The sequence below is a fragment of the Bradyrhizobium sp. Kon58 genome, assembly GCF_055807455.1.
Genome location: NZ_JBVVOT010000005.1, coordinates 12,698 through 37,773, shown reverse-complemented (window position 1 = coordinate 37,773; position 25,076 = coordinate 12,698). Strand labels below are relative to the sequence as shown.

Genomic DNA, 25,076 nt, shown 5'->3' with positions numbered 1-25,076 from the left:
CTGCTTATTTCTCAACCCTCCTCGCGCATTCCGGGCTTTGCTCCCGCGACCGATAGTCGTTAGAACGGCTCCCGCAACAAAGCCCAAACAACAACGCTGAGGGAGAAAAACAAAATGCAAAAACTCATCGCCGCGGTCGCGGCCGGACTCGCTCTCGCCGCCACGTCAGGCGCCGCCGAGGCGCAGATTTCCGACGACGTCGTCAAGATCGGTGTGCTCACGGACATGTCGAGCCTCTATGCGGACGCGACCGGCAAAGGCTCGCTCGCTGCCGTCGAGATGGCGGTCGCCGATTACGGCGCCAAGGTCGCGGGCAAGCCTGTCGCAGTGGTCTCCGCCGACCACCAGAACAAGCCTGACGTCGGCGTCAACATCGCCCGCAACTGGTACGACAACGACAAGGTCGACGCGATCTTCGACGTGCCAACGTCGTCGGTGGCGCTGCCGATCTCGGCGCTGACGCGCGAGAAGAACAAGATCCACATCAATTCCGGCGGCGGCTCATCCGACATCACGGGCGTCGCCTGCTCGCCCAACACGGTGCACTGGACCTACGACACCTATGCGCTGTCGAACGTAGCCGGCAAGGCCATGGTCAAGCGCGGCGAGGACACCTGGTTCTTCGTCACCGCCGACTACGCCTTCGGCATGGCGCTGCAGCGCGACGCCGCCAACGTTGTCAAGGAAACGGGCGGCAAGGTGCTCGGCGAGGTCCGCCATCCGCTCAACTCGTCGGACTTCTCGTCCTTCCTGCTCCAGGCCCAGGCCTCCAAGGCCAAGGTGGTCGCGCTGGCCAATGCCGGCGGCGACACCACCAACGCGCTGAAACAGGCGGCCGAGTTCGGCCTGACGGAGGGCGGCCAGAAGATGATCGCCTTGCTCATGGAAATCACCGACGTTCATTCGCTCGGCATCAAGTCGACGCAAGGCCTGATCATCACCGACGCGTTCTACTGGGACACCAACGAGGAGACGCGCGCCTTCTCCAAGCGCTTCAACGAGAAGGTCGGCCACATGCCGACCATGATCCAGGCCGGGCTCTATTCGGCGACCATGCATTATCTGAAGGCGGTGGACGCCATCAAGTCGGACGAGGCACCGAAGGTGATGGAGCAGATGCGCAAAACGCCGGTCAACGACTTCTTCGCCAAGAACGGCAAGATCCGCATCGACGGCCGCATGGTCCACGACATGTATCTGTTCGAGGTCAAGAAGCCCGAGGACTCCAAGGGCGAGTGGGACCTCTACAAGCTGATCGCCACCGTGCCCGGCGACGAAGCCTTCCGCCCGCTCGATAAGGGCGGCTGCCCGCTGGTGAAGGGAAATTAGGGATAGATAACGGGCCGGCATCAATTCCTCATCCTGAGGAGCGCGTCTTCGCGCGTCTCGAAGGATGAAGGCCCGGCCGGTGGCCTCGCCCTTCGAGACGCGCGCAAAAGCGCGCTCCTCAGGGGTGAGGGTCGACACCTCGCAACGACGGGAGGCGAAAAAACACGCGACAGCGCGCCCGGCAAAAACCGGGCGCGCTTCGTTTAGCCGTTCAGAACCGCATTACTCCGAGTACTTGAACTCGGGCATGTTCTTCAGCTCATCCTTGCTCGCATTGAACACGGCATGGTCCGGATACCATTTCGACGAGGACGTGGCCGTCGTCGCGGGCTTGTTGTCGGTGCCGGTCGCGGCACCGGTCGTGGTGGTCGCCGCGGGCCGATTGGCTGCGCTGTTCGGGTTGTTCCCGGCAGCGCCGGTATAGGCCACCGCCTCGTTGACGAACTTCAGCTTCTCATAGGGCACGGCAACCAGATGCTCGCCCAGGCCGAGGAAGCCGCCGACGCCGATCACGGCGATCTTGATGTTGCCGCTCTTGTCCATCAGCAGATCACTGATCGAGCCGATGTTCTCGTTGGCGTCGTTATAGACCTTGATGCCGTCCATCTTGGACGTACGCCACTGTCCCGACGCGGTTGTGGTGGTCGTAGAGGCGGCGGCAGCCGGCGCCTTGTCGGTGGTGGCGGTCGGATTTTGCGCGAACGCAACGGTTGCGAGCAGTGCGGTACCGGCGAGACCGGCCGCGATCGATTTCATCAACATATTGTCCTCTCCTTCAGCAGAAACCTTGTGCGGAGAAAACAGTTCGGATCAGTCCCAGTTCCGCGCGTGCTGCAATTTCGTCGCGTGCTGCGCGAGTATCGGAGTGGGGTGCGATTGTTCCTAAGTCACTCAGGAACATTTTGCAGCGCACGATTCCCCTCAAGGATCACGCGGCGCGCGATCGCGATCGCCCATGGCGGTGAGATCCGGAAAAGTGTGCAGCGGTTTTCCGAATGATCATGCCCGAAGAATAAACCTCAGGCAGCGAGCGGCGGGTGCTCGAGGGCGGCCTCGTCGAAGATCGCAATCGCCTCGAAGCGATAATTGCAGGCGTGGCACGTCCAGAGATAGGAGACGCGCCCTTCGCCCGGCTCGATCCAGTCGGGCGTCGGGATCAGCGTGCCGCATTGGGCACAGGGGTTGTTTCTGGGCAAATCGTGTTCTGACATGTCGCCGCTGTGGGCTTTGACCATGGTTGATTTTGTCATGGCACCTCTCCCGATTCGCTGGCCGTGACATACTCGCTTTCGTGCGCCCATGCGAATAGACAGGCCTGCTGTCGCGAGTTGTCCGCCTGAGGAAACTCTGGCGCCAGCATTAAGTCGTCACAGCGGCTCGGCGCCGCGAAAACGTTAAAGGCGGCGTTTGGTCACATCATCGCCGCGTTCGCGAGGCCTAAACGGCAGCCGGGCGCAGGCCTTCAATCAGTCTCAGGGACCTCCGGGATATCTGATGAAAATTTTACATGTTGCCGCGCTGCTCGCGGCCGGACTGACATTGCCGCAGGCCGCATTCGCGGGCCAGGCGGAGTACGCCGAGATGGTGGCGGCCCATGCGCGCGCCAACGGCGTGCCGGAGGCGCTGGTGCATCGCGTCATCATGCGCGAGAGCCGCTATCAGCCCGGCCTGGTCGGCCATGGCGGCACCATCGGACTGATGCAGATCAAGCTCGCGACCGCCCGCGGGGTCGGCTACACCGGCGACGCCGCCGGCCTGCGCGATCCCAACACCAACCTCACCTATGCCGTGAAATATCTCGCCGGCGCCTATCACGCCGCCAATGGCGACCATAGCCGCGCCGTTCGTTATTTCGCCGGCGGCTATTACTACGCCGCAAAGCGGCAGCGGCAGGAGGCCGTGCAGGTCGCCAACATGGGCGAGGCCAATATGGGCGGCCCTTGGCTCGAGCCAAACGGCAATCCGCAGCCGATGTTCGGCAGCGTCCCACATCGCAAGCTCGCCCAGCGCGTCCGCAACGCCCGGGCCCAGGCGCCCAAATAAACGCCCAAGTAAGCGCCCAAGTAAACGCCCAAGTAAGCGCGGTTCCCACCAAGCGCGTTGACCACCCAGCCCTGCTGGCATACATTAGAGCCGTTCCGAGGGGTGCTCCGAGGAGGAGCTGAGATACCGCTAAATGGGCAAATCCGCCCAGGACCGCGGTGACCCTTTGAACCTGATCCGGGTCATGCCGGCGAAGGGACAGGGATGTTGCAGACGACCAAGCGACCGGATTCCCCGGTATCCATCATCGGCGCAGGCATTGCCGGCGCCTGGCAGGCCTTGCTGTTCGCGCAGGCCGGCCACGCCGTCACCCTGCACGAGCGCGGTGACGCCGACATGACCGATGCCACCAGCCATTGGGCCGGCGGCATGCTCGCGCCCTATTGCGAGGCGGAGGTTTCCGAACCCATCATCTCCAGGCTCGGCCTGCGCTCGCTCGACATCTGGCGGCGCGAATTGCCCGACACGCCCTTCAACGGCTCGCTGGTCGTCGCCCACCCGCGCGAGCGCAACGATTTCGAGCGTTTTGCCCGGATGACCGAAGGCCATCGCCGGCTCGATGCCGCCAGCCTTGCCGAGCTCGAGCCGTCGCTCGAAGGCCGCTTCCGCGACGCGCTGTTCTTTCCGACCGAGGGTCATGTCGAGCCGCGCCGCGTGCTGCCGAAACTGCACGAGCGCATCCGCGCCGCCGGCGGCACCATCAAGTTCGAAAGCGATGTCGCCGCGGCCGAACTCGCAAAACTTGATCCTAAAGGCATCGTGATCGACTGCCGCGGCCTTGCTGCGCGCGACGAGCAGCCGGAGCTTCGCGGCGTCAAGGGCGAGATGATCCTGATCGAAACCGCCGAGGTGCAGCTCGCGCGCCCGGTGCGGCTGATCCATCCGCGCTGGCCGCTCTATGTGATTCCGCGCGAGGACAATCTGTTCATGCTGGGCGCGACCTCGATCGAGGCCGAGGATACCGGCGTCAGCGTGCGCTCGGCGCTGGAGCTGTTGGGCGCGGCCTATGCCGTACACCCCGCCTTCGGCGAGGCCCGCATCGTCGAATTCGGCTCCGGCCTGCGCCCCGCTTTTCCCGACAATCTGCCGCGCATCGGCATCCGTGACGGCACGATCAGCGTGAACGGCCTCTACCGCCACGGCTTCCTGATCGCGCCGGCGCTGGCCGAGCTGACGCTGAGCTTTGTCGAGCGCGGCCAGATCGACAATGAGGTGATGCAATGCGCGTGATCGTTAACGGCGAGCAGCGCGAGGTGAATTCGGCCAGCGTGGACGCGCTGCTCGGCGAGCTCGACTACGAAGGCACCCATTTCGCGATCGCGCTGAACTACGATGTCGTGCCGAAGAGCCGCTGGGCCGAAACCGCGCTGAAGGCCGGTGACGAGATCGAGATCATCACGCCGCGGCAGGGAGGGTGATGTGAACGATGCAATCGCCTTTCTTCACCTCGCCCCGCTTGCGGGGAGAGGTCGAAATTCGCGCCAGCGCGAATTTCGGGTGAGGGGGACTCTCCGCGAGTCCGTCTCTCACCTCCTTTGCGGATACAGCCCCTCACCCCAACCCTCTCCCCGCAAGCGGGGCGAGGGAGCAAACCGCGAAGCGCGGAGACACTGATGGTCAATTTTTACGGCAAAACCTTCCCCTCCCGCCTCCTGATCGGCAGCGCGCTCTATCCCTCGCCTGCGATCATGCAGTCGGCGATCCGCGCCTCGGGCTCGAACATCGTCACGGTGTCGCTGCGGCGCGAATCCGCCGGGGGCAAGACCGGCGATGCGTTCTGGAATCTGATCCGCGAGCTCGACGTCACCGTGCTGCCGAACACCGCCGGCTGCCGCAGCGTGCGCGAGGCGGTGACCACGGCCAAGCTCGCACGCGAATTGTTTGGCACGTCCTGGATCAAGCTCGAAGTCATCGCCGATAACGATACGCTGCAGCCCGACGTGGTCGGCCTTGTGGAAGCAGCAAGCATCCTGATCAAGGACGGCTTCGAAGTGTTCCCCTATTGCACCGAGGATCTCTCGGTCGCCAACCGCCTGGTCGATGCCGGCTGCAAGGTGGTGATGCCGTGGGCGGCGCCGATCGGCAGCGCCAAAGGCATCACCAACCGTGACGCGCTCAAGCTGATGCGCGAGCGGCTGCCCGATATCACGCTGGTGGTCGACGCCGGCATCGGTGCGCCGTCGCATGCGGCGCAGGCGCTCGAGCTCGGCTACGACGCCGTGCTGCTCAACACCGCCATCGCCAAAGCCGCCGATCCCGTCGCCATGGCCAATGCCTTCCGCCTCGGGATCGAGGCCGGCCGCACCGCTTACGAAGCCGGGCTGATGAACGCCCGCGATTTCGCCTCCCCTTCCACCCCTGTCGTTGGGACACCGTTCTGGCATGCCGTATCCTGATCGCAACGCGTATCCTGATCGCTTTTATCCCGTCGTCGACAGCCTCGCCTGGGTCGAGCGGCTGACAAAACTCGGCGTCGGCACCATTCAGCTGCGCGCAAAAGACCTCGACGATTCGCAGTCGCTGCAGATGGTCACCGACGCGCTGGCGATCACCGCGGGCACGCAAGCCAAGCTCGTCGTCAACGACTATTGGCGCGCGGCGATCGTCGCCGGCGCAAAATATCTGCATCTCGGTCAGGAGGACCTGGCAGACGCCGACCTCGCTGCCATCCGCGAGGCCGGCGTGTCACTCGGCGTCTCAACCCACGACGAGGACGAGTTGGACACCGCGCTCGCCGCCGAGCCCGACTATGTCGCGCTGGGCCCGATCTTCTTCACCACCTTGAAGTCGATGCGCTTCGAGCCGCAGGGCATTCCGAAGATCACGGAATGGAAGAAGCGCATCGGCCCCATCCCGCTGGTCGCGATCGGCGGCATCAAGTTCGAGCACGCCGCGGAGATCTTTGCCGCCGGCGCGGATTCCATCGCGGTCGTCAGCGACGTCACGCAGAACGCCGACCCGGATGCGCGGGTGCGGCAGTGGCTCGGCCTATCCGCGGAGGCCGCGTGATGCGCAGTCTCTCCACCCGTCATTGCGAGGAGCACTTGCGACGAAGCAATCCAGACTGTCTCTGCAGAGAGATTCTGGATTGCTTCGCTGGGCTCGCAATGACGGAGCAAGAATTCACCGCCCTCGCCCAGACGCACACACATACGAATTAAACCGGAGGATCCCATGAACATCCGCTCCAATCCCGACAAGACCGTCCCCGCCGTCACCACCGGCCCGCTGCCCTCGTCGCGAAAAATCTTCGCCTCGCCCGATGCCGCGCCCGACCTGCGCGTGCCCCTGCGCGAGATCATTCTGTCCGAAGGCGCCGGCGAGCCGAACCTGCCGGTGTACGACACCTCCGGCCCCTACACCGACCCCAGCGTGACCATCGACGTCAACGCCGGTCTCGCGCGCGGCCGCAAGGCCTGGGTGCTGGAGCGCGGCGGCGTCGAGGAATATCAGGGCCGGCAGATCAAGCCGGAGGACAATGGCAGCGTCTCCACCGACAAGGCCGCGCGCGCCTTCTCGGCCTATCATCAGCCGCTGCGCGGCCTCGACGGCCACAAGATCACGCAGCTCGAATTCGCCCGCGCCGGCATCATCACGAAGGAGATGATCTACGTCGCCGCCCGCGAAAACCTCGGCCGCAAGGAGCAGCTCGAGCGCGCGGAAGCGGCCCTTGCCGACGGCGAAAGTTTCGGCGCGGAAGTCCCCGCCTTCATCACCCCGGAGTTCGTCCGCTCCGAGATCGCGCGCGGCCGCGCCATCATCCCCTGCAACATCAATCACAGCGAACTCGAGCCGATGATCATCGGCCGCAACTTCCTCACCAAGATCAACGCCAATATCGGCAACTCGGCGGTGACGTCGTCGGTCGAGGAAGAGGTCGAGAAGATGGTGTGGGCGATCCGTTGGGGCGCCGACACCGTGATGGACCTCTCGACGGGCCGCAACATCCACACCACCCGCGAATGGATTTTGCGCAACGCGCCGGTGCCGATCGGCACCGTTCCGATCTATCAGGCGCTCGAGAAGTGCGACGGCGATCCGGTCAAGCTGACCTGGGAGCTCTACAAGGACACGCTGATCGAGCAGTGCGAGCAGGGCGTCGACTATTTCACCATCCACGCCGGCGTGCGCCTGCAATACATCCACCTCACCGCCAACCGCGTCACCGGCATCGTGTCGCGGGGCGGCTCGATCATGGCGAAGTGGTGCCTGGCGCATCACAAGGAGAGCTTCCTCTACACCCATTTCGACGAGATCTGCGACCTCATGCGCAAGTATGACGTCTCGTTCTCGCTCGGCGACGGCCTGCGCCCGGGCTCGATCGCGGATGCCAACGACCGTGCACAGTTCGCCGAGTTGGAGACGCTCGGAGAGCTCACGAAGATCGCGTGGGACAAGGGCTGCCAGGTCATGATCGAAGGCCCCGGCCACGTGCCGATGCACAAGATCAAGATCAACATGGACAAGCAGCTCAAGGAGTGCGGCGAAGCCCCGTTCTACACCCTCGGGCCCCTGACCACCGACATCGCGCCGGGCTACGACCACATCACCTCCGGCATCGGTGCCGCCATGATCGGCTGGTTCGGCTGCGCCATGCTCTGCTACGTCACCCCGAAGGAGCATCTCGGCCTGCCCGATCGCAACGACGTCAAGGTCGGCGTCATCACCTACAAGATCGCCGCGCATGCGAGCGATCTCGCCAAGGGCCACCCGGCCGCCCAACTGCGCGACGACGCCCTGTCCCGCGCCCGTTTCGACTTCCGCTGGAGCGACCAGTTCAACCTCGGCCTCGACCCTGACACCGCAAAGAACTTCCACGACGAGACCCTGCCGAAGGAAGCCCACAAGGTCGCGCATTTCTGCTCGATGTGCGGCCCAAAATTCTGCTCGATGAAGATCACGCAGGACGTGCGGGATTACGCGGCGACGCTGAACGATCCGAACGGCGTCGGCATGTCGATGAGCGGCACAGCCGAGGACGGCATGGCGAAGATGAGCGCAAAGTTCAAGGAGATGGGCGAGAACTTGTATCTAGATGCGGAGAAGGTGAAGGAGAGCAATCGGGTGTTGTGAGAGACTTCTCCTCGTCGTGCCCCGGGCTTGACCCGGCATCCATCGAAAACAAAAGCCGGGCAAAACAGCCCGGCTTTTTCATCAAGAAACCTTCCTCTTTAACAACGGCTGGTCGGCCTTCACATCGGATATGCATTCCCCCTCCCAGGGAAAGCGGCGATTGACGTCCTGCCAGATGACCTGCAGACAGGGGAATGCGAGGCGGGACTTGGAGTAGAACCAGATCGCCGTGCCGAGATATTCCGGGTAAGCCTTGAACGGCACTTGCCAGAAACCGAGCCTATAACCGTTTTCCAGAAGATCGCCGGAGATATCGCCGTCGACAAATTTATGCCCCTCCGCTACCCGATCGCGAACAAGGTTGATGATGGCCCGAGCATTCTCCAAGCGCTGGCCGAAGATGATAAGCTCGGGCTGGCCATAGTTCAGAAACAGTCCAATTGAGAATGCAAAAGGCGGAGCCCCATCGGGAATTCCGACAATATGGCAACCATGATCGCAGACGTTGCGAAAAATGACTTTGTCGGCTTCGTGCTCGGGCTCGGGCCACTCGAACTTGTCTTGCATCCTTTACCTCGACCAAGTTGGTGGGTACGGCGCTCGCGCGCCTTTTGCACATCCTACAACCGCCGATCTAAGGCGCTAGACTTAATAATGCTTATGAGCAAGTGTAGCCCGGATGAGCGCAGCGACATCCGGGTCTTTGCCGTCCCGCATATCGCTCCGCTCATGCGGGCTACGGCCGCGGATAATTGACGTGCCCGATACATTCCCCCACCGCCTCCCCGACCAACTCCGTCCCAACCTCCGCCTGATCTTCGTCGGTACTGCCGCCAGCACGCTCTCAGCCGAGCTCGGGCACTATTACGCCCATCCCGGCAATCGCTTCTGGCGCGCGATCCATGAGGCCGGCATTACGCCGCGGCGTTATCAGCCGGGCGAGTTCGCGGCGCTGCTCGAACTCGGGATCGGTTTCACCGATCTGTCCAAGTCTGGCGCCGGAATGGATCACCAGATCGCGGCTGAGACGATCGACGTGGCGGGGTTCAAGGCCAAGATCGAGAAGTATCGGCCGCGGACCATTGCGTTCACGAGCAAGAAGGCGGCGAGCTTGTTTTACGGCAAGCCGTCGAGCGGGATTGCGCTGGGTCGGCAACCGCGCGACGAAAGCTTGCCGGAGATATTCGTGGTGCCGTCGCCGTCGGGCGCTGCGTCAGGGCATTGGACGCTGGAGCCGTGGCGGGAGCTTGCGGCGTGGATAGCGGCGTAGCGTGAATTTGCGATAGCGCTCCACCCTCAGGCGTCGTCCCGGCGAAGGCCGGGACCCATAACCTCAGGGAGTGGTTTGGCGGAGACTCGAGGTCCGGTACAGCGACCATTCGTCATCGATGGATTCCGCGGTATGGGTCCCGGCCTTCGCCGGGACGACACTGCCGATTTGGCAACGCATCCCGCGACAAACTCACCCCGCATACGCCTTATCCAGATCCACAATCACGATCTTTCTCATCTGCAACATCGCCTGCATGACGCGGTTGGCCTTGGTCCGATCAGAGTCGCCGAGGTGGCGGCCGAGCGCTGATGGGATCACCTGCCAGGACAGCCCGAACTTGTCCTTGAGCCAGCCGCAGCGGGATTCCTCGCCGCCGTCGGCGGTGAGCCTGTCCCAGAAATAATCGACTTCCGCCTGGGTCTCCACGCTGATGAAGAACGAAACCGCTTCGTTGAATTTGTATTGCGGCCCGCCGTTGAGCGCGTTGAAGCGCTGGCCTTCGAGCTCGAACACCGCCATGAAGTCGCTGACGGTCTCAACCTTGGCGTTGGGAAACACCGATTTGTAGAAGGCGACGGCCTCCGGCACGTTGTTGTCGAACCAGAGAAACGGCGTGATGGAGGTCATGAATGGAAATCCTTTTGCCTCGGGCGGACGCGCGGCGGCGCGCCGATGTTCCAAGGACGAGGCAGGAGGCAACGATCCGACAGTGGCGGCGGGATTTTCTTGTAGCCCGGATGAGCGACAGCGACATCCGGGGCCGGCAGCTGCCCCGCATATCGCTATCGCTCATGCGGGCTACGGGGTCCACGAAAACGCATTAACCTGTCGGAATCCACTCATTCCATTCGTCCTCCGAACGCAAGCCACCACCCGGAGCCCGCCAGATGCCCCCCACCATCACCGCCTTCGCAAACTCGCCCGACCGCGGCCGCGGACAGGCCCGCGACATGCGAGTTCGCTGGGCGCTCGAAGAGGTGGGGCAGCCGTACGACGTGCGTCTGATTTCGTTCGCGGACATGAAGGGGCCCACGCATCTCGCGCTACATCCATTCGGGCAGATCCCGACCTATGAGGACGGCGATCTCACCTTGTTCGAATCCGGCGCGATCGTGCTGCACATCGCCGGACGCCACGCCGGGCTACTGCCTGACGACGCCACCCCCCGCGCCCGCGCGATCGCGTGGATGTTTGCCGCGCTGAGCACGCTGGAGCCGCCGATCGTCGAGCTCGGCATGGCCATGCTGTTCGAGCGCGACAAGAGCTGGTACGCGGAGCGGCTTCCCATGCTGCAAGACCGCGTCCGTGTCAGGCTCGGCGAATTGTCCCGCCGCCTCGGTGATACCGACTGGCTCGACGGCGCGTTCAGCGCCGGCGATCTCATGATGGTGACGGTGCTGCGCCGGTTGAACGCGTCAGGCCTGCTGGACGAATATCCAGATATCGCCGCCTACGTCGCCCGCGGCGAAGCACGGCCCGCTTTCAGGCGGGCATTCGAGGCGCAATTGGCGGTGTTCACTGCCGCATCGCGTTCGTAGGGTGGGTTAGCCCCGCGGCTGCGTCGTCATCGGCTAACCCACCGTCGCGCGGTCACGTCTCGCAGGGCACCTTGAACTGCTTGCGCGACGTCGCACCGATCACCTCGATGCCAATGGTGCCGCGCAGATGGGAAATGTCCAGGCTGACGTGATAGGGGGCTTGGGTGGGCAATCCGATGCCGCTTTGACATCCGACGACCTCGATGCCCCAGTATTCCGGTTGTCGGATGTAGATCAGCGGCACCAAGTCGACCTTCATGGTCGCCCATGGCTTCACGCCGCTGACGATCAGGATGAACGTATTGGGCACGATACCGGGAACCACCTCTGCATCCGTAAACGATATGAGCCTGCAAGTGCTTGAATGAGGTAGCGCTTCCAGCTCCTTGAGATCACTCTCTTTCATGGAAAGCTCCTGCTGAAATCGATGACCATGGGCTGTCATCACCTCACAGTCTAATTCAATCTTTGATTGTATACAATGGGCGCCGCGCCTCGCACAGCTTTGAGCAGTTCATCGCGTCACACGGTGAGATCCCGATAGTTGGGGAACGCCGCCCTACAGCGCATCTCGAATGTAAGGCCGAGCAAATTCGTGTACTGATCGGGCATTGCTTCTGCCGCAATGCCCCCGCATGCTATCTCCGCAGATCGATGGGGAGCCGCCCATGCTGACCCTCTACTCCTATCCAGAGCTGTTCGGCGTCGCCGACAACAACGGCTACGGCCTCAAGGTCTATGCCTTCCTGAAGATCGCTTGCGTACCGTTCGTGCATGAGCATGTGTTCGATGCCTCCGCCGCGCCGCGCGGGCAGCTGCCCTATATCGTGGATGAGGGCGAGACGATCGGCGACAGCGAGACCATCATCGCGCATGCGACCGCGAGATATCGCATCACCATCGATGCAGCGCTAAGTGCCGAGCAAAGGCGGACCAATCACTTCGTCACGCGCATGCTCGACGATCTCTATTGGGTGATGTCGTATTCGCGCTGGAAGGACGAGCGTTATTATCCGGCATTCCGCGACGCCTTCATCGCGCAGCACAAGCAGATCGATGCGGCGGGGTTCGAGAAGGCGAAGGCGTATAATGCGCAGCGCTATCATTTCCAGGGCATCGGCCGCTACACGCCCGAGCAGGCCTATGCGCGGGGGCTCGCCGATCTGCAGGTGCTGGCGGAGATCGTGCCGGCGAACGGCTTCGTGCACGGCGCGTCGCCAACAAGCGTCGATGCCGGCATCTACGGCTTCATCGCCAACATCTATTACTTTCCCATCCCGACACCGCTGAAGGCCTTCGTCGATGCGCATGAAAACCTCGTCGCGCATTGCGAACGGGTGCATGCGATGGTGACGGGAACGTAGCCCGGATGAGCGACAGCGACATCCGGGGCCGAGGGTTGACCCGCATGTCGCTCTCGCTCATGCGGGCTACGAATTGAGCTGATCGCCCTACCGCATCGTGATCGCAAGCCCGCTGAGATCCGCATTCGCCATCAGGCCGACCTGCGTGCCGGACAGCTCGAGCACGGCGCCCTTCTGGTTGGTCAGCACGATCGCACGGGCGCCGCGGCCCACTGCGATGCCGGCACCGGCGGCGCCGTAGACGCCGGCGATGTCGGAGGGCCGATTGATGTTGGAGACGCGGCCGCGCAGCACGGTCTTGGAGCCGCCGAAGACGAGGCCGTAGTCGAGACCGCCGGTCGAGAGCGAATAGGCGCGGCCGCGGAAGTTCAGAACGCCCGAGCCGCCGGAGCCGCCGATGATCCAGCCCGCCTTGTAGATCGTCAGCACCACGGTGCCGCCATCGGCCAGCGCCGAGGTCGAGAGGCCGGCCAGCGCGGCAATGCCGACCAGCGCGGCGCGAAGGGTGGATGCGAACTTCATGAAGAATCTCCGGGGGCTATCTTTCAAGGGGAAAGCGAATCAGACGAGTGGAATCTATCCGATGGATCGGGGCGGCAACATGATGGGCTGCGCGTGAGTCGCGGTCTGTAGCAACGCGCTCAACTGTCATCGCCCGGTTTAACCGGGCGATCCAGTATTCCAGAGAGGGCGATGGTGAACCGAGACGCCGCGGCGTACTGGATGCCCCGGTCGAGCCGGGGCATGACGGCGGAGTTTGGCGACAAGACGCTCACCCGCCATCATGCCATTCTGCCCCTGTTTTGCCCGACGGAGCAACGATTATTTTGCTTTTCCCGAAGTCAAAAAGAAACATCAATGATTTCTGCTGGATGGCTACTGTGCATGGGGTTGTTTTCGCGTTTCTTGTTGGAGGCGCCCCGAGCTGCCGTTACGCTGGCGCGTCCAGCCGTCCATCCGAGGTGATCCCATGCCGATCCAGCATTTCGCGCCCCCGCCGCACGTCAAGGCGCCGCCGCTGTCCTTTGCCACGCGCGCCGGCGATCTCCTGTTCGTCTCCGGCATTCCCGGCTTCGATGCGACCGGCGCGCTGCCCGATGGCTTCGATGCCCAGTTCGCCAACGTCGCCGTCAACATCAAGCGCGTGCTGGCGGAGGCCGGCGCCGAGATCCGCGATCTCGTCAAGGTCAACGTGTTGCTGACCCGCGCCTCGGACGTCGCCGCCATGAACGCGCTCTATGCCGGCGCCTTCGGCCCGCCGCCCTACCCCGCCCGCACCACCTGCGTGGTCCACGCGTTGCCCGATCCGAAGATGCTGATCGAGATCGAGGCGGTGGCGTCGCTGGCCAAGGGCTAGACGTGTGCTCGTCAGGCGATAGTCAAGGGATAAGGGTCGTTCGAACAGCCGGCGAACGGCTGACATATCCGTGAACGGTCGCCGCCCCGCTTGCCAGCCGCACCATTTTGCCGCACCAGTTTCCGTGTCACGTTCCCATCAGGAGATATTTCATGCGTCGCGTTCTCGCCCTCTGTGCCGTTGCCGGCATCGCCACCTCCGTGTTCGCCGTGCCGGCCTCCGCGGCGGTCGGCTATTACGTGATCCGCTGGGACAACACCGGCATCTGCCAGGTCTGGAACGAGGACCTGAAGTACAAGCCGTTCCAGTGGGGCGTGTCGACCTACAAGGTCGTCAGCAAGCCGCTCCCGACCTTCACGGCCGCTTCGGAGCTCCAGATCAAGCTGCGCGCGGAGCGCCGCTGCACGCTCTAGGCCTGAGGCGACAGACCGGATTTCAAGGGGCGGATCGCGCAAGCGGTCCGCCCTTTTCTTTTGGACGCGCCATTGGTTTTTCGGCCGACATCGCGCATTTTCCGCGCACGCGCTTTGAACCTGGCCCGTTGGCGGACCTACTCACATCTTGTCCGGGGCGCCCCCCATCCTTGCCCGCTTGTTTTGCCCACTCGTTTTTTCCACCTCGCGGCTTTGGAGCCAATCGATGCGCGCACCGACGACAGCGACGGTTCTGGCCGCATCGCTGCTGATCGCAGCAACGGCGAACGCACAGGCCCCGCAATCCTTCCGCGTGATCTCGCCGGTGTTCGGCCAGCTTGTCAGCTTCGCGATGCCGTCGAATTTTTCCGCGGTGTTCGAGAACACCAAGGGCGGCCACTACATCCGCGAGGCCGTGCTGAAGGGTGAGACGCCCGAACGCTGGACCGAGATGATCACCGTAACAGGCGAGAAGGGCATGACGACCACTCCCGGTTCATCGCCGGAGAAATTCGCGGGCTCGATCGCAGGCGGTTTCAAATCCGCCTGCCCCGACAGCTTTGCGGCGAGGTCGCTTGGCGCCACCGCGTTCGGCCGCTTCGAAGGTTTCGTCGCCGTGATCGGCTGCGGCCGCGTCGACAGCGGCCCGACCCGGCACAGCGAGACCGCGCTCCTGGTCACGCTGAAGGGCACGAGCGACTATTACACGATCCAGTGGGCCGAACGCGGCCCCGAAAGCGACGAGCCGCCGGTGAACGACGACCGCTGGCAGGCGCGTTTGCGCGCGCTCGGCCCGATCGAGCTCTGTCCGATTTTGGCCGGCGAAGCCGCGCCCTATCCGAGCTGCGTGAACAAGAGCTGAGGCCTCACGCGTCCTTGTACGCGCGGGGATGGATCAGGAGATCGCGCGCGGCGGCGAGATCGATGAACGCTTCCGCGCTGCCGCCCCGGTCGGGGTGCATGCCCTTGGCGGCGCGGCGATAGGCCTGGTTGATGTCCTCGCAGGTGAGCTGCACCGCGAGCGGCAGGCCGAGCACCTTGCGGGCGCGATCCTCGCTGGACAATTTCTTCGGCGCAGCATTGCGGCGGCCGAAGCGCGGTGCGGTCAGGTCGTGAACGACATCGAGCACCACGCCGAGACGGCGCCGTGCCGCAAGCGTGACGCTGTGATCGTCATTGTCCACGGCCTGACGCAACACAGGAAGAGCCTGCTCGGCAGCCTGACGCAGCATGGTATCGGTGCTCATCCGCGCGATCTCGGTCACGAGACGGCCGGCCTCGGCCCAATCGGCGCCGTCCGCCGACCGCAGGCGTTCGAGTGCGAGTTTCCAGGATTCAAGCCGTTCCATCATGCGCGCAACGTTTAGCAATCAAGACCAGTATGCCAAGGCCGCCGTTTCCGACCCCTTAATTTCGAGTTAGCCTTTCATGAAACTTCGAAACGAATCCTGAAGGAAATTGTCACAGCTGCGCGCAGACCGCATCGCGGTCGTTACGCCCCCGCCAGATGGACCGCCAGACCCGGCACTGATCAGTTGAACTGATACGCGAGACCGAAAGTCGCAACGTGGGTGCGCAGTGTGACATCGAAAGTATCGACGGTGTTGCTGGGCGCGAAATGCGACGTTCGGCCGATTGCGTAAGTCGACGTGCCGAAATCGGCGAAGCGGTATTCGGCGCGCGCCAGCCAGTGATGGCCCAGCGCCGTCTCCAGGCCACCGCCGAGGGTCCAGCCCAGTTTCGTCGTGGAGTTCGCTATCACCGACGGCGATAAATTAAACAAGGTCCGGCAGGGCGCGCTCCCGCAGGTCGAGATCACCTCGTCATGCTGCCACGCCGCACCGCCGCTCGCGAATAGCAGCGTCGCCGGCGTCACCAGGAAGCCGAGACGCGCGCGCAGGCTCGCGTCCCATGTTGACTTCACCACAAGGGAATCGGCGCTCTCGTGGAAGGTGCCGAACGCCGGCGACACCGGATATCCGCTCAGCGTGACGGTCCGGTCGGCAAAGCCGGCGTCGCCCTCGATACCGGCGACCCATTTGGGAGCGAATTGCCAGTTGACGCCGGCATAGGGACTGGCGCGGAAGGCGGTGCCGTTGAACGGCACGGTGTTCTTCTCGAGCGGGATCAGTGCAACGCCAAACAGTTCCGACGTTGCCGCCGTATCCACCTGCTGCGCGCGGGCACCGAGACCAAGACCGAGATAGGGGCCGGTCCATGACATCGCGATCGGCGCTGCCTTGGTGATCATCGCTGCCTGCGCTCCTGCCACGATCGGGTCGCCGAACTTGTAGGCTAGGCCGAACGAGGCGGCGTGAGTCTGGATCTTGAGATCGAATTTGTCCGCGGTCGAATTGAAGCCCGAAGCGGGCGCGGCGGTTCGAGCAATGGTGAACGGTGCAGCGCCAAAATCGGCGTAGCGATATTCGGCGCGTGCAAACCAATTGCCGCCCAGCGCGGTCTCGATGCCGCCACCGACGGTCCAACCAACCTGGATAGACGATGCGGAAATCACGGCGGGCGAAAACGTGAAGCCGGGACAGTTGGCGCAGTTCGAATTGATGTAGCTACGCTGCCAGGCGATGCCACCGGTCGCATAGGCCAGCGTGGCAGGTGTGAGCAGGAAGCCGAGACGGGCACGCAGGCTGGCGTCCCACTCGGTCTTTGCGGTCAGGCTGTCGGGCGGCAAGGCGAAGCGGACGAAGCCGGGGGAGAAGGCCAGCGACTGGCGCGTGGTGGACTGGTCGGCGAAGCCGACATCGCCTTCGAGGCCCCCAATCCATTGCGGCGCCAATTGCCAGTTGAAGCCGGTAAAGGCACTGGTGCGGAAGCCCAGCCCGTCGAAGGACGCGCTTGTCGGCCGGCCGTCCGCCAGATTCTGCGGGGCGCCGGCGACCGTCTCCGATGTCGCCGTGGCGTCCGTGCGCGAACCACGGAAACCAAGCCCAAGACCCGCATAAAATCCACCCCAGAGCGACGTGACCGCCGATGGGACCTTGTACGTCGGCGCGGCCCCGATATCCGCCGCCAAGGCAGGCACCGTCGCTGCGAACGCGATCAGAGCCGCGCTTGCGCCCCCCAGTGTCTTCATGCCCAATACCCCCGTCCGCGCGGAATCGCCGCTGCCCCAAATATTCGAGACAGATGTGACGCTGACGGCGCCAGATTTCTTGGACCCAAGCGACGGCGGATCAGACAAGAACGAACTGGCGATGTTCGTGCCGTGCCGTGGCATCTTTGCCACGTCCATCGGAAGTCACCGCGCTCCCCGATTGCATAAGGCGTCAGCGCGGCTTGGCGTTTCTGCCGCCTCCGTTTTCCACTAGTCTTGCGCCAACGTTGAAAACCAAGAAGGAAACGCCCATGCCTCTCCTCCAAAACCATCTCGCCGTCATCACGGGCGCCGGATCCGGCATCGGCCGGGCCATCGCGACCGGATACGCCCGCGAGGGCGCGCAAGTGGTGCTGCTCGACGTCAACGCCGACACGGTCGCGGAAGCCGCCGAGGAGATCCGCAAGTCCGGCGGCAAGGCCGAGAGCTTTGCGCTCGACGTCACCAAGCGCGACGACTGCTTTGCGCTCGCCAGGCAAGTCGCCGACAAGGTCGGGCAGGTCTCGATCCTCGTCAACAATGCCGGCATCACCCGCCGCAATGCCTTCACCGCGGATACCGAGACGGTGGCGAAGGACTGGAACGACATCATCTCGCTCAACCTCAACGGCGTCTTCAACATGACGCAGGCGTTCCTCAGCCCCTTGCGCGCAGCCGAGGGCCGCATCGTCAATATCGGCTCGATCCAGTCCTTCGTGCATCTGCGCACGCCGAGCTCGGCGGCCTACACCACCTCGAAGCACGGCGTGCTCGGCTTCACCAAGGCGCTCGCGGTCGAGCTCGGCAAGGAGGGCGTGCGCGTCAATGCGATCGGGCCGGGCTTCATCGAGACCAACATCAATGCCAATGTGCGCGCGACCAATCCGGCGCTGGTGCAGGCCTTCGTCGATCACACGCCGCTGGCGCGCACCGGCAAGCCCGAGGACATCGTGGGTCCCGCGATCTTCCTTGCGTCGGACATGTCGGCCTACGTCACGGGGACGATCGTGATGGTGGATGGCGGATACCGCACGGTGTGAGCGGAATGATGCCTGCTTGGTAATGCGGAGTATGCTCGCGGGAACATGCAATCCGTGCCAATCGCGGCGGTGCGGCGGCATTCCCAAGGTCAATTGGTGCGATCCCCCCGCGGTTAACCTTTCGTTAACCAAACCCGCCCACCGTAGATTTACGGCTTGGGGGTCGTTTGTTCTCGATCCGCTTCCAAAGAGGGAGGCGGGCGTTGATCGGGGAGTGTGTCGATGACCACTGTTCATGTCGCTGCGTCCGAGCCGGGCGCATATGTCCTTTCACCGAACCAGATCGTTCCGCTGCTGATCGGGGCGACCGTCGACGAGGTCGAGCGCGAGCTCGTGCTGCAGACGCTCGCGCGTTGCGACGGCAATCGCACGCGCGCCTCGCGCGTGCTCGGCCTCTCGGTGCGCACGCTGCGCAACAAGATCAGGCTCTACGCCGCCTCCGGCATCGAGGTCCCCGCCTATCACGACTAGCGCGCGACGTGCGGCTGATTGGTGTTGATCAAGCCCAGGCGCGAGCCCGGGCGGAATTGCCGCTGTCGTCAAACGCCGCTAATTAGCTTGCTTCCGGTCAAGGGAGCAGCGGCGTGGCAGACGAACAAAAACGGCAGGGACCTCAGGGACCGCGCGGACGGCAGGGCGAACCGGGGCGGCCGGGACCGCAGGGTCATCCGGGCAAGCGGGGCCCCGATGGCGCGCGTGGCAAGCCGGGGCCGCAGGGCAAGCCGGGTCCGATCGGAAAGGCCGGACCACTGGGCAAGCCCGGTCCGCAAGGCAAGCAGGGCGAAGCCGGACCGCGCGGGGCGGCCGGTGCACAGGGACCTGTCGGACCGCAAGGGCCGGCGGGGCCGCAAGGCCCGCGTGGTGAAGCCGGACCTCCGGGCCAACTCCCGTCGATCGAGCAGGTGCTGCCGTGGCTCGATCAGCTGTTCGACGCCTGGGACGAGCGCCGCCGCCAGCGCGAGCATGAAGCCGCCGAGCGCGAGGCGCTGGAAGCCGCCGTGCAGGAGACCGACGACGCGCCCCTCGGTGACGAAGACGAGGACAGCGAAGGCGATCACAGGAAAAAGAAGAAAAAGAAGAAACACGGCCACAAGGACTGACAGACGAATCTATTTCGTCCCATTCTCCCGTCGCGGCAGCATGCCCATGCGCTCGAACTGCCAGCGCATGGCGCGGTACCAGAGATAGCCGACCGCTGCGCCGCACAAGGCCAGGATCACGACGTTCGCGCTCGAGAACGAGCCGCTCCACCACGTCATCCACGCGGTCCACAGCAGCGTGAAGACGATGGCACCTGCTTTCAGCGGAAGAAGGGGGCGGGTCATGGTGGTGCTCCGGCGTGTCAAAAGCCCGACGAACACCATCGCGCGTTGCGACCGCTTCCACCGTGAGCCAGGTCACGGAACGGACGCGCGAGCCGCCTAACCGAAGCGCAGCCGCGAACGTTCCTTGGCCTTTTCCGCCTCGACCTCGCGGTCGCGTGCCGGGGCATGGGTGTGCAGCGACGTCAGGAGCTTTCGCGCAGCCTCCGAGACCTCCGCCACCGCACGATCGAAGGCCACCTCGTTCGCCTGCGACGGCTTGTTGAAGCCGGACAGCTTTCGAACGAACTGGAGCGCGCTGGCGTGGATCTCATCCTCCGTCGCCTCCGGCTCGAAGTTGAACAGCGTCTTGATGTTGCGGCACATGCAGCCTCTCCTGACCTTTCCCTCAAGGACGAATGGCGAAAACGAAATCCTACATCCTTCCGGACAGTTCTGCTAAGTTCCGCCGCAACGCGGCCGCCGACCAGAGCCGCACGGGGGAAATAGACATGAAAGCTTCTTGCGCGGCGCTGTCAGCCATCCTGTTCTCCGTCTCTTTGTCGGCCATCTCGACATCCGCATGGGCGGCCGATTATCCGGCGCCGAAACAGGGCGACTGGGTCGCCAAGGATTTCAAGTTCCACACCGGCGAGACCATGCCGGAGCTGAAGCTGCACTACACCACCGTGGGTGAGCCGAGCGGCCAGCCGGTCCTTGTCCTGCACGGCACCGGCGGCTCGGGCGCGAGTATGCTGTCACCAGCCTTCGGCGGCGAGCTGTTCGGCGCGGGGCAGCCGCTGGATGCCTCCAAATATTACATCATCATCCCCGACAATATCGGCCATGGCAAATCGTCAAAACCGTCCGACGGGATGAAGACGAGCTTCCCGAAATACGATTACGACGACATGGTCGAAGCCCAGTATCGCCTGGTGACGGAAGGGCTCGGGGTCAAGCACCTGCGGCTCGTCATCGGCAATTCGATGGGCGGCATGCACACCTGGCTGTGGGGCGAGAAATATCCGAAGGCGATGGACGCGCTGATCCCGATGGCCTCGCAGCCGACCGAGATGGCGTCCCGCAACTGGATGCTGCGCCGGATCATGCTCGACACCATCCGCAGCGATCCCGACTACAATGGCGGCAATTACACCGGCCAGCCGCGCATGATGAAATATGCCATCACCGCCTACGGCATCGCGAGCATCGGTGGAACGCTGGCCTATCAATCGCAGGCGCCGACGGCGGCGAAGGCCGACAAGATCGTCGACGAGCGGCTAGCCATGCCGATCACAGCAGATGCCAACGACTTCGTCTACCAGTGGGAGTCTTCGCATGACTACAATGCCGGCGAGAAGCTGGAGGCCATCGAAGCGCCGCTGCTGCTGATCAATTCAGCCGACGACGAACGCAATCCGCCCGAGACCGGCATCACGGACGCTGCGATGACGCGGGTCAAGAACGGCAAACTGTATCTCATCCCGGCAAGCACCGAGACGCGCGGCCACGGCACCACCGGAAACGCAAGATTCTACAGCGAGCAGGTCCGGCAATTTCTGCAAGCCGCGCCGCAGCAAACGATCGAATCTGCGCGCCGCTGATTTTGCATCGCATCAACGGCCGTCTCGCCCGCATATTATTTGAGCATGCATTACGCTGACGGCTCGGGCTTAATCGCATCGATGCACGAATCGACGCGCGGGAAAATCGCGCGCCAACGGCACGACACGCGATGAGGAGGATCGCATGCACAGGCTCGCACTGTGCGTTTGGCTGGCCACGCTGACGAGCGCCGCGTTTGCGTTCGACAATGGGCAATATGATCACGTCCCGCCCGACATCCGCGCCTGGTTCAAGAGCGTGATCGCACCGAACGGTGTGCCCTGCTGCGACGTCTCCGACGGCCATCGCACGGAGTACGACGTGCGCAGCGGCGCCTATTGGGTGCCGATCGAGGGACAGTGGATGGAGGTGCCCGAGCGCGCCATCATCCGCGACCGCGGCAATCCGGTCGGCGAGGCCGTGGTGTGGTACGTCCGTCACCGCGGCGCCGTCATCATCAGTTGCTTCGTGCCGGCCGATGCGGTGTAGCGCGCGATAGCGCCTCGGCGCCGCGCGTGCTAGTTGGGCCGATGGCTCCTGCGAACGACAGAACGCGCGCTGTGATGCGCTTTGTGCTGGCAGCGTTTTACATCGTGGCTAGCATCGCGCATCTCCGGGTCCCCGACAAGCTGCTTGCGATCACGCCGACCCGGGTTCCGTTTGCAACACAGCTGATCCTCATCACTGGCGTGTGCGAGATCGCAGGCGCAATTGCGCTGGTGACGAAGCCGCTGCGCTGGTGGGCGGGCGTTGCGCTCGCGCTCTATGCGCTTTGCGTATGGCCGGCCAACATCAAGCATGCCCTGGAGGGCATCGACCTTCCACCGATCCCCGACAGCTGGCTCTATCACGGGCCGCGGCTGGCGCTGCAGCCGGTGCTGATCTGGTGGGCTTTATATTGTGCCGGCGTGATCGACTGGCCGCGGCGTGACAAGGGGGATAGCGATCGCGCCGGGAGATGATATTCTCAGACATTCCACCAGGGAGACCTTCGTGACTGATCTTTGCGCCGAAGACCTCGCCACCATCTATGCCCAGCCGAGCCCGCGCGTGATCGCGAAAGCGCGCCCCGCGATCGATGCGCACGCGAAAAAATTCATCGAGATGTCGCCGTTTTGCGTGCTCGCGACGTCGGGAGCCGATGGCAGCGTCGATGCCTCACCACGCGGCGGCGGCGTTGGCTTCGTCCACGTCGCCGGCCCCAACCAGCTGCTGATGCCTGATCGCTCCGGCAACAACCGGATCGACAGTTTTCGGAATGTCGTCGAGGGCTCGGGCTTCGTGCATCTGTTGTTCTTCGTCCCCGGCATCGACGAGACGTTGCGCGTCGGCGGCCGCGGCACGCTGTCGGCCGACCCGGACCTGCTCGCCTCGATGGTGGAGTTTGGCAAGTCGCCGCGCGCGGTGCTGAACATCGCCGTCAGCGAAGTCTATTTCCACTGCGGCAAGGCCCTGATGCGCTCGAAGCTGTGGTCGTCCGAGAAGGTGCCGCGCTCGGTGATGCCGAGCATCGTCGAGGTGGTCCACGAGCAGACCGGCCTTGGTGAGCCGCAGAGCCAGGAGATCGTGGAAGAGCTCTACAAGACGCAGTTGTAGCTGGGCTTTCGAACTGCACACGGGCGTCATGCCCGGGCTTGTCCCGGGCATCCACGTCTTCGTTGCGGGGTAGCACGTGGATGGCCGGGACAAGCCCGGCCATGACGAATGGAGAGTGCGGAGTAAGGGACCTAGTGTCCCTCGCCCTCGAGCCCACCGATGTGCTTCTGAGTGTAGAGTTCGAGGCCGATGCGGCCGATCAGGTCGAGCTGGGTCTCGAGGAAGTCGATGTGGTGCTCCTCGTCGCTCATCAGTTTCTCGAACAGGTCGCGTGTGACGTAGTCCTTGACGCTGTGGCAGTAGGTCGCCGCTTCCTGGTAGAGCGCCCGCGCGCTCATCTCGGCGGCGAGATCGCACTCGATGATCTCCTTGACGTTCTGGCCGATACGCAAGGGATCGAGCACCTGCATGTTCGGGAAGCCGTCGAAGAACAGGATCCGCTCGGTGAGCTTGTCGGCGTGCTCCATCTCCTCGATGGACTCCTTGCGCCAGACCTTGGACATGTCCCGCAGGCCCCAATTGTCGAGGAAGCGGTAGTGCAGCCAGTACTGGTTGATCGCAGTCAGTTCGTGACGCAGTGCCTTGTTGAGATAGTCGATAACTTTTGCGTCGCCCTGCATGGTTCACTCCAGCTCTTGCAGTCCAAATCGGCCATAAACCGAATTTAGAACGCTTCTAAATGAGTTTGAAGACTGGAGCAACCGGCTACGGGGACGCAGCCGGGGAAAAGCTCAGTCAGGGTTGCGGAAGATTTCAGCAGGCCGCGAGGGCGAACTCGGCCGGCTGGGCTGTCTCGTCATTGGCAGCCACACTGTGGTTGTGCGGGCAGCCGGAGCAGCAGGACGAGGCACAGGGGCCGAGCGCTTCGTCGATAATGGTCTTGATCGTCCGAGCGCAGCGGCCGCATTCGGCGCTACAGCCGAGACATCCATAGACCTGCTTGGCATGGCGCACGGCGTCGTCGGACTCGGCGACGGCGGCGCGGATGTCGTCATCGCTCAGCACGTTACAGGAACAAACGATCATGGAAGCGGCAGGCCCTTTGGTGATGCGCCATCATCGATATTTAAGGGGCCGGCCGGATGCAAAAGGAAAAAGCGGAATTTGAAGCTATTCCAAACTAGCCCGGAAACAGCCTAGAACGGCTCTAAAATAGGGCCTTGCGCTGGATCAAAATTGCGGCGGATCTAGTCGCCCCCGCCGCCTCCACCATCGCCGCCGCCCCCGCAATCCCCGCCACTATCGCTGCTGGAACAGCTGCCGCCGTCGGTCGCGCTGCCGGAACTATCGCTGGAAAACCAGCTCCCCAATGAGAAGCCGTCGCTCGTGCCCGCGGAGGTGTCGCCACCGCTATTGCCGCTGGCCCCGGCGCGGGAGCGCCGGTGGCCGCGGTTCTGGAGATGGGTGATCCAGCCGTAGCCGATCGCGGAGACGATCCCGGCAGCGATCAGTGCATTTATCATCGCGTTGCCCATCATCGCCCTCCCCTGGCAGAGCTGCGGTCCATGTTAATTGGTCGTCCCCGGCAAAGGTGCCGTTCATTGATCATTCAATCGAAATATGGAACTTTACCCCCAAAGAGTTCCCGTGTGTTTGCTCGAAAGGTCAGTCAATGAAGAAGTCGCTCCTGGCAATCGCTGCCGTCGCCGCTGTGGCCCTTAGCGCCGTTACACCAGCCCAGGCGCAACGCGGCGTCGCCGCGGGCGTGGCGGCCGGGATCATCGGCGGCGCCATTGTCGGTGGGGCGCTGGCCTCTCCGTACTATTACGGACCGGGCCCCGGCCCCGGCTACGCATATGGTCCGGGATATGGCCCCGGCTACTATCCGCCGCGCTACTACGCGCCGGGCCCGGGCTACGTCGCCGACGACTATTACGGCAACGGCTGCGTTTGGCAGAAGCAGCGTTTCTGGGACGGTTACGCCTGGCGCGTCCGCCGCGCGAGAGTCTGTGGCTGAAGTCGCCGCAAGCCGGTTGATTCCAGCTGCGCCGTTCATCCAGGGGCCTGAAAAAGACCGCTTTTTCTCGTCACAGCTCCGTGTGCGTTTACCGCG

General features: G+C 63.7%; 34 protein-coding genes and 1 riboswitch. Of the genes, 21 read left to right on the top strand and 13 right to left on the bottom strand.

All coding sequences use genetic code 11. From position 1 onward, the window contains the following. Positions 1 to 114: 114 nt before the first annotated feature. Positions 115 to 1,329 (top strand): ABC transporter substrate-binding protein, encoded by a 1,215-nt coding sequence (locus tag AC0L20_RS11095; protein ID WP_473288552.1) that lies wholly within the window; start codon positions 115 to 117, stop codon positions 1,327 to 1,329. Between the two features lie 222 nt (positions 1,330 to 1,551). On the opposite strand, the gene AC0L20_RS11090 is transcribed toward AC0L20_RS11095, so the two are convergent. Then, on the bottom strand, positions 1,552 to 2,091 hold the full coding sequence (locus tag AC0L20_RS11090) for a PRC-barrel domain-containing protein (protein WP_473288551.1): 540 nt from the start codon (positions 2,089 to 2,091) through the stop codon (positions 1,552 to 1,554). Positions 2,092 to 2,348: 257 nt separating this feature from the next. Further along, positions 2,349 to 2,579: a hypothetical protein gene (locus AC0L20_RS11085; RefSeq protein WP_219685491.1), complete on the bottom strand. Its 231-nt coding sequence runs from the start codon at positions 2,577 to 2,579 to the stop codon at positions 2,349 to 2,351. A 244-nt stretch (positions 2,580 to 2,823) separates the two neighbouring features. Between AC0L20_RS11085 and AC0L20_RS11080 the strand changes: the two genes are divergently transcribed. The 6 genes from AC0L20_RS11080 to thiC all read left to right on the top strand — a co-directional run bounded on the left by AC0L20_RS11080 (position 2,824) and on the right by thiC (position 8,445). Then, positions 2,824 to 3,372, top strand: a complete 549-nt coding sequence (locus AC0L20_RS11080; protein WP_456768368.1) for a transglycosylase SLT domain-containing protein — start codon at positions 2,824 to 2,826, stop codon at positions 3,370 to 3,372. Between the two features lie 88 nt (positions 3,373 to 3,460). Further along, positions 3,461 to 3,589, top strand: a riboswitch (TPP riboswitch). Then, positions 3,577 to 4,602, top strand: a complete 1,026-nt coding sequence (locus tag AC0L20_RS11075; protein WP_473288550.1) for an FAD-dependent oxidoreductase — start codon at positions 3,577 to 3,579, stop codon at positions 4,600 to 4,602. It overlaps the preceding riboswitch by 13 nt. Continuing rightward, positions 4,593 to 4,790, top strand: a complete 198-nt coding sequence (gene thiS / locus AC0L20_RS11070; RefSeq protein WP_473288549.1) for a sulfur carrier protein ThiS — start codon at positions 4,593 to 4,595, stop codon at positions 4,788 to 4,790. The genes AC0L20_RS11075 and thiS overlap by 10 nt, the downstream gene beginning before the upstream one ends. Before the next feature lie 195 nt (positions 4,791 to 4,985). Beyond that, on the top strand, positions 4,986 to 5,768 hold the full coding sequence (locus AC0L20_RS11065) for a thiazole synthase (protein WP_473288548.1): 783 nt from the start codon (positions 4,986 to 4,988) through the stop codon (positions 5,766 to 5,768). Further along, positions 5,755 to 6,381 (top strand): thiamine phosphate synthase, encoded by a 627-nt coding sequence (locus tag AC0L20_RS11060; RefSeq protein ID WP_473288547.1) that lies wholly within the window; start codon positions 5,755 to 5,757, stop codon positions 6,379 to 6,381. The genes AC0L20_RS11065 and AC0L20_RS11060 overlap by 14 nt, the downstream gene beginning before the upstream one ends. 165 nt (positions 6,382 to 6,546) lie before the next feature. Beyond that, positions 6,547 to 8,445: a phosphomethylpyrimidine synthase ThiC gene (gene thiC, locus AC0L20_RS11055; protein WP_473288546.1), complete on the top strand. Its 1,899-nt coding sequence runs from the start codon at positions 6,547 to 6,549 to the stop codon at positions 8,443 to 8,445. 81 nt (positions 8,446 to 8,526) lie between these two features. Here thiC and AC0L20_RS11050 read toward each other — a convergent pair whose 3' ends face one another. Further along, positions 8,527 to 9,012: a DUF4262 domain-containing protein gene (locus tag AC0L20_RS11050; protein WP_473288545.1), complete on the bottom strand. Its 486-nt coding sequence runs from the start codon at positions 9,010 to 9,012 to the stop codon at positions 8,527 to 8,529. 190 nt (positions 9,013 to 9,202) lie between these two features. Between AC0L20_RS11050 and AC0L20_RS11045 the strand changes: the two genes are divergently transcribed. Beyond that, positions 9,203 to 9,715, top strand: a complete 513-nt coding sequence (locus AC0L20_RS11045) for a mismatch-specific DNA-glycosylase (RefSeq protein ID WP_473288544.1) — start codon at positions 9,203 to 9,205, stop codon at positions 9,713 to 9,715. Between the two features lie 192 nt (positions 9,716 to 9,907). Here the strand turns inward: AC0L20_RS11045 and AC0L20_RS11040 are convergent, their stop codons facing one another. Next, positions 9,908 to 10,345, bottom strand: coding sequence for a VOC family protein (locus AC0L20_RS11040; RefSeq protein WP_473288543.1), 438 nt, complete (start codon positions 10,343 to 10,345; stop codon positions 9,908 to 9,910). Between the two features lie 260 nt (positions 10,346 to 10,605). Between AC0L20_RS11040 and AC0L20_RS11035 the strand changes: the two genes are divergently transcribed. After that, positions 10,606 to 11,256 carry a glutathione S-transferase family protein gene (locus AC0L20_RS11035; RefSeq protein ID WP_473288542.1) on the top strand — a complete coding sequence of 217 codons (651 nt, stop codon included), beginning with the start codon at positions 10,606 to 10,608 and terminating at the stop codon, positions 11,254 to 11,256. 52 nt (positions 11,257 to 11,308) lie between these two features. On the opposite strand, the gene AC0L20_RS11030 is transcribed toward AC0L20_RS11035, so the two are convergent. After that, positions 11,309 to 11,662, bottom strand: coding sequence for a hypothetical protein (locus AC0L20_RS11030; protein ID WP_473288541.1), 354 nt, complete (start codon positions 11,660 to 11,662; stop codon positions 11,309 to 11,311). A gap of 262 nt (positions 11,663 to 11,924) precedes the next feature. Here AC0L20_RS11030 and AC0L20_RS11025 point away from each other — a divergent pair, with 262 nt between their 5' ends. Continuing rightward, complete coding sequence (locus AC0L20_RS11025) at positions 11,925 to 12,620, top strand: glutathione S-transferase family protein (RefSeq protein ID WP_473288540.1); 696 nt, start codon at positions 11,925 to 11,927, stop codon at positions 12,618 to 12,620. Between the two features lie 87 nt (positions 12,621 to 12,707). On the opposite strand, the gene AC0L20_RS11020 is transcribed toward AC0L20_RS11025, so the two are convergent. Further along, positions 12,708 to 13,142: a hypothetical protein gene (locus tag AC0L20_RS11020; RefSeq protein WP_027519692.1), complete on the bottom strand. Its 435-nt coding sequence runs from the start codon at positions 13,140 to 13,142 to the stop codon at positions 12,708 to 12,710. Positions 13,143 to 13,590: 448 nt separating this feature from the next. Here AC0L20_RS11020 and AC0L20_RS11015 point away from each other — a divergent pair, with 448 nt between their 5' ends. The 3 genes from AC0L20_RS11015 (at position 13,591) to AC0L20_RS11005 (ending at position 15,252) form a co-directional block, all read left to right on the top strand. Further along, positions 13,591 to 13,977, top strand: a complete 387-nt coding sequence (locus AC0L20_RS11015) for a RidA family protein (RefSeq protein ID WP_473288539.1) — start codon at positions 13,591 to 13,593, stop codon at positions 13,975 to 13,977. A 152-nt stretch (positions 13,978 to 14,129) separates the two neighbouring features. Then, positions 14,130 to 14,390, top strand: a complete 261-nt coding sequence (locus AC0L20_RS11010; protein ID WP_007613673.1) for a hypothetical protein — start codon at positions 14,130 to 14,132, stop codon at positions 14,388 to 14,390. Between the two features lie 226 nt (positions 14,391 to 14,616). Next, a complete protein-coding gene (locus AC0L20_RS11005) occupies positions 14,617 to 15,252 on the top strand; it encodes a hypothetical protein (RefSeq protein ID WP_473288538.1) in 636 nt (211 codons plus the stop codon). A gap of 4 nt (positions 15,253 to 15,256) precedes the next feature. Here the strand turns inward: AC0L20_RS11005 and AC0L20_RS11000 are convergent, their stop codons facing one another. Next, a complete protein-coding gene (locus AC0L20_RS11000; RefSeq protein ID WP_473288537.1) occupies positions 15,257 to 15,742 on the bottom strand; it encodes a J domain-containing protein in 486 nt (161 codons plus the stop codon). Between the two features lie 179 nt (positions 15,743 to 15,921). Next, positions 15,922 to 17,481, bottom strand: a complete 1,560-nt coding sequence (locus AC0L20_RS10995; RefSeq protein WP_473288536.1) for an outer membrane protein — start codon at positions 17,479 to 17,481, stop codon at positions 15,922 to 15,924. A gap of 272 nt (positions 17,482 to 17,753) precedes the next feature. Here AC0L20_RS10995 and AC0L20_RS10990 point away from each other — a divergent pair, with 272 nt between their 5' ends. From AC0L20_RS10990 to AC0L20_RS10980, 3 genes are all read left to right on the top strand, one after another. Beyond that, positions 17,754 to 18,521 (top strand): SDR family NAD(P)-dependent oxidoreductase, encoded by a 768-nt coding sequence (locus AC0L20_RS10990; protein WP_473288535.1) that lies wholly within the window; start codon positions 17,754 to 17,756, stop codon positions 18,519 to 18,521. A gap of 222 nt (positions 18,522 to 18,743) precedes the next feature. Further along, positions 18,744 to 18,992, top strand: a complete 249-nt coding sequence (locus AC0L20_RS10985; protein WP_018454141.1) for a helix-turn-helix domain-containing protein — start codon at positions 18,744 to 18,746, stop codon at positions 18,990 to 18,992. Between the two features lie 113 nt (positions 18,993 to 19,105). Further along, a complete protein-coding gene (locus tag AC0L20_RS10980) occupies positions 19,106 to 19,621 on the top strand; it encodes a collagen-like protein (RefSeq protein ID WP_473288534.1) in 516 nt (171 codons plus the stop codon). Between the two features lie 9 nt (positions 19,622 to 19,630). Here the strand turns inward: AC0L20_RS10980 and AC0L20_RS10975 are convergent, their stop codons facing one another. Both AC0L20_RS10975 and AC0L20_RS10970 read right to left on the bottom strand, forming a co-directional pair. Continuing rightward, the gene (locus AC0L20_RS10975; protein WP_027519699.1) at positions 19,631 to 19,846 is read right to left on the bottom strand and encodes a hypothetical protein; all 216 of its coding nucleotides are present in this window, start codon (positions 19,844 to 19,846) and stop codon (positions 19,631 to 19,633) included. A 96-nt stretch (positions 19,847 to 19,942) separates the two neighbouring features. Then, positions 19,943 to 20,209: a DUF2277 domain-containing protein gene (locus tag AC0L20_RS10970; protein ID WP_473288533.1), complete on the bottom strand. Its 267-nt coding sequence runs from the start codon at positions 20,207 to 20,209 to the stop codon at positions 19,943 to 19,945. 125 nt (positions 20,210 to 20,334) lie between these two features. Here AC0L20_RS10970 and AC0L20_RS10965 point away from each other — a divergent pair, with 125 nt between their 5' ends. From AC0L20_RS10965 to AC0L20_RS10950, 4 genes are all read left to right on the top strand, one after another. Beyond that, positions 20,335 to 21,426, top strand: a complete 1,092-nt coding sequence (locus tag AC0L20_RS10965; RefSeq protein ID WP_473288532.1) for an alpha/beta fold hydrolase — start codon at positions 20,335 to 20,337, stop codon at positions 21,424 to 21,426. Between the two features lie 145 nt (positions 21,427 to 21,571). Continuing rightward, entirely contained in the window at positions 21,572 to 21,916 is a 345-nt protein-coding gene (locus AC0L20_RS10960) for a hypothetical protein (protein ID WP_456768349.1), read from the top strand. Positions 21,917 to 21,990: 74 nt separating this feature from the next. Continuing rightward, positions 21,991 to 22,389 (top strand): DoxX family protein, encoded by a 399-nt coding sequence (locus tag AC0L20_RS10955; RefSeq protein ID WP_473288531.1) that lies wholly within the window; start codon positions 21,991 to 21,993, stop codon positions 22,387 to 22,389. A gap of 31 nt (positions 22,390 to 22,420) precedes the next feature. After that, on the top strand, positions 22,421 to 23,023 hold the full coding sequence (locus AC0L20_RS10950) for an MSMEG_1061 family FMN-dependent PPOX-type flavoprotein (RefSeq protein ID WP_027519704.1): 603 nt from the start codon (positions 22,421 to 22,423) through the stop codon (positions 23,021 to 23,023). A gap of 131 nt (positions 23,024 to 23,154) precedes the next feature. Here AC0L20_RS10950 and bfr read toward each other — a convergent pair whose 3' ends face one another. From bfr to AC0L20_RS10935, 3 genes are all read right to left on the bottom strand, one after another. Beyond that, positions 23,155 to 23,643, bottom strand: coding sequence for a bacterioferritin (bfr, locus tag AC0L20_RS10945; protein ID WP_473288530.1), 489 nt, complete (start codon positions 23,641 to 23,643; stop codon positions 23,155 to 23,157). Positions 23,644 to 23,776: 133 nt separating this feature from the next. Further along, positions 23,777 to 24,049, bottom strand: coding sequence for a (2Fe-2S)-binding protein (locus tag AC0L20_RS10940; RefSeq protein ID WP_473288529.1), 273 nt, complete (start codon positions 24,047 to 24,049; stop codon positions 23,777 to 23,779). Between the two features lie 161 nt (positions 24,050 to 24,210). Then, on the bottom strand, positions 24,211 to 24,501 hold the full coding sequence (locus tag AC0L20_RS10935; protein WP_473288528.1) for a hypothetical protein: 291 nt from the start codon (positions 24,499 to 24,501) through the stop codon (positions 24,211 to 24,213). A 134-nt stretch (positions 24,502 to 24,635) separates the two neighbouring features. On the opposite strand from AC0L20_RS10935, the gene AC0L20_RS10930 reads away from it, so the two are divergent. Continuing rightward, positions 24,636 to 24,980 (top strand): hypothetical protein, encoded by a 345-nt coding sequence (locus AC0L20_RS10930; RefSeq protein ID WP_473288527.1) that lies wholly within the window; start codon positions 24,636 to 24,638, stop codon positions 24,978 to 24,980. Positions 24,981 to 25,076: the final 96 nt, after the last annotated feature.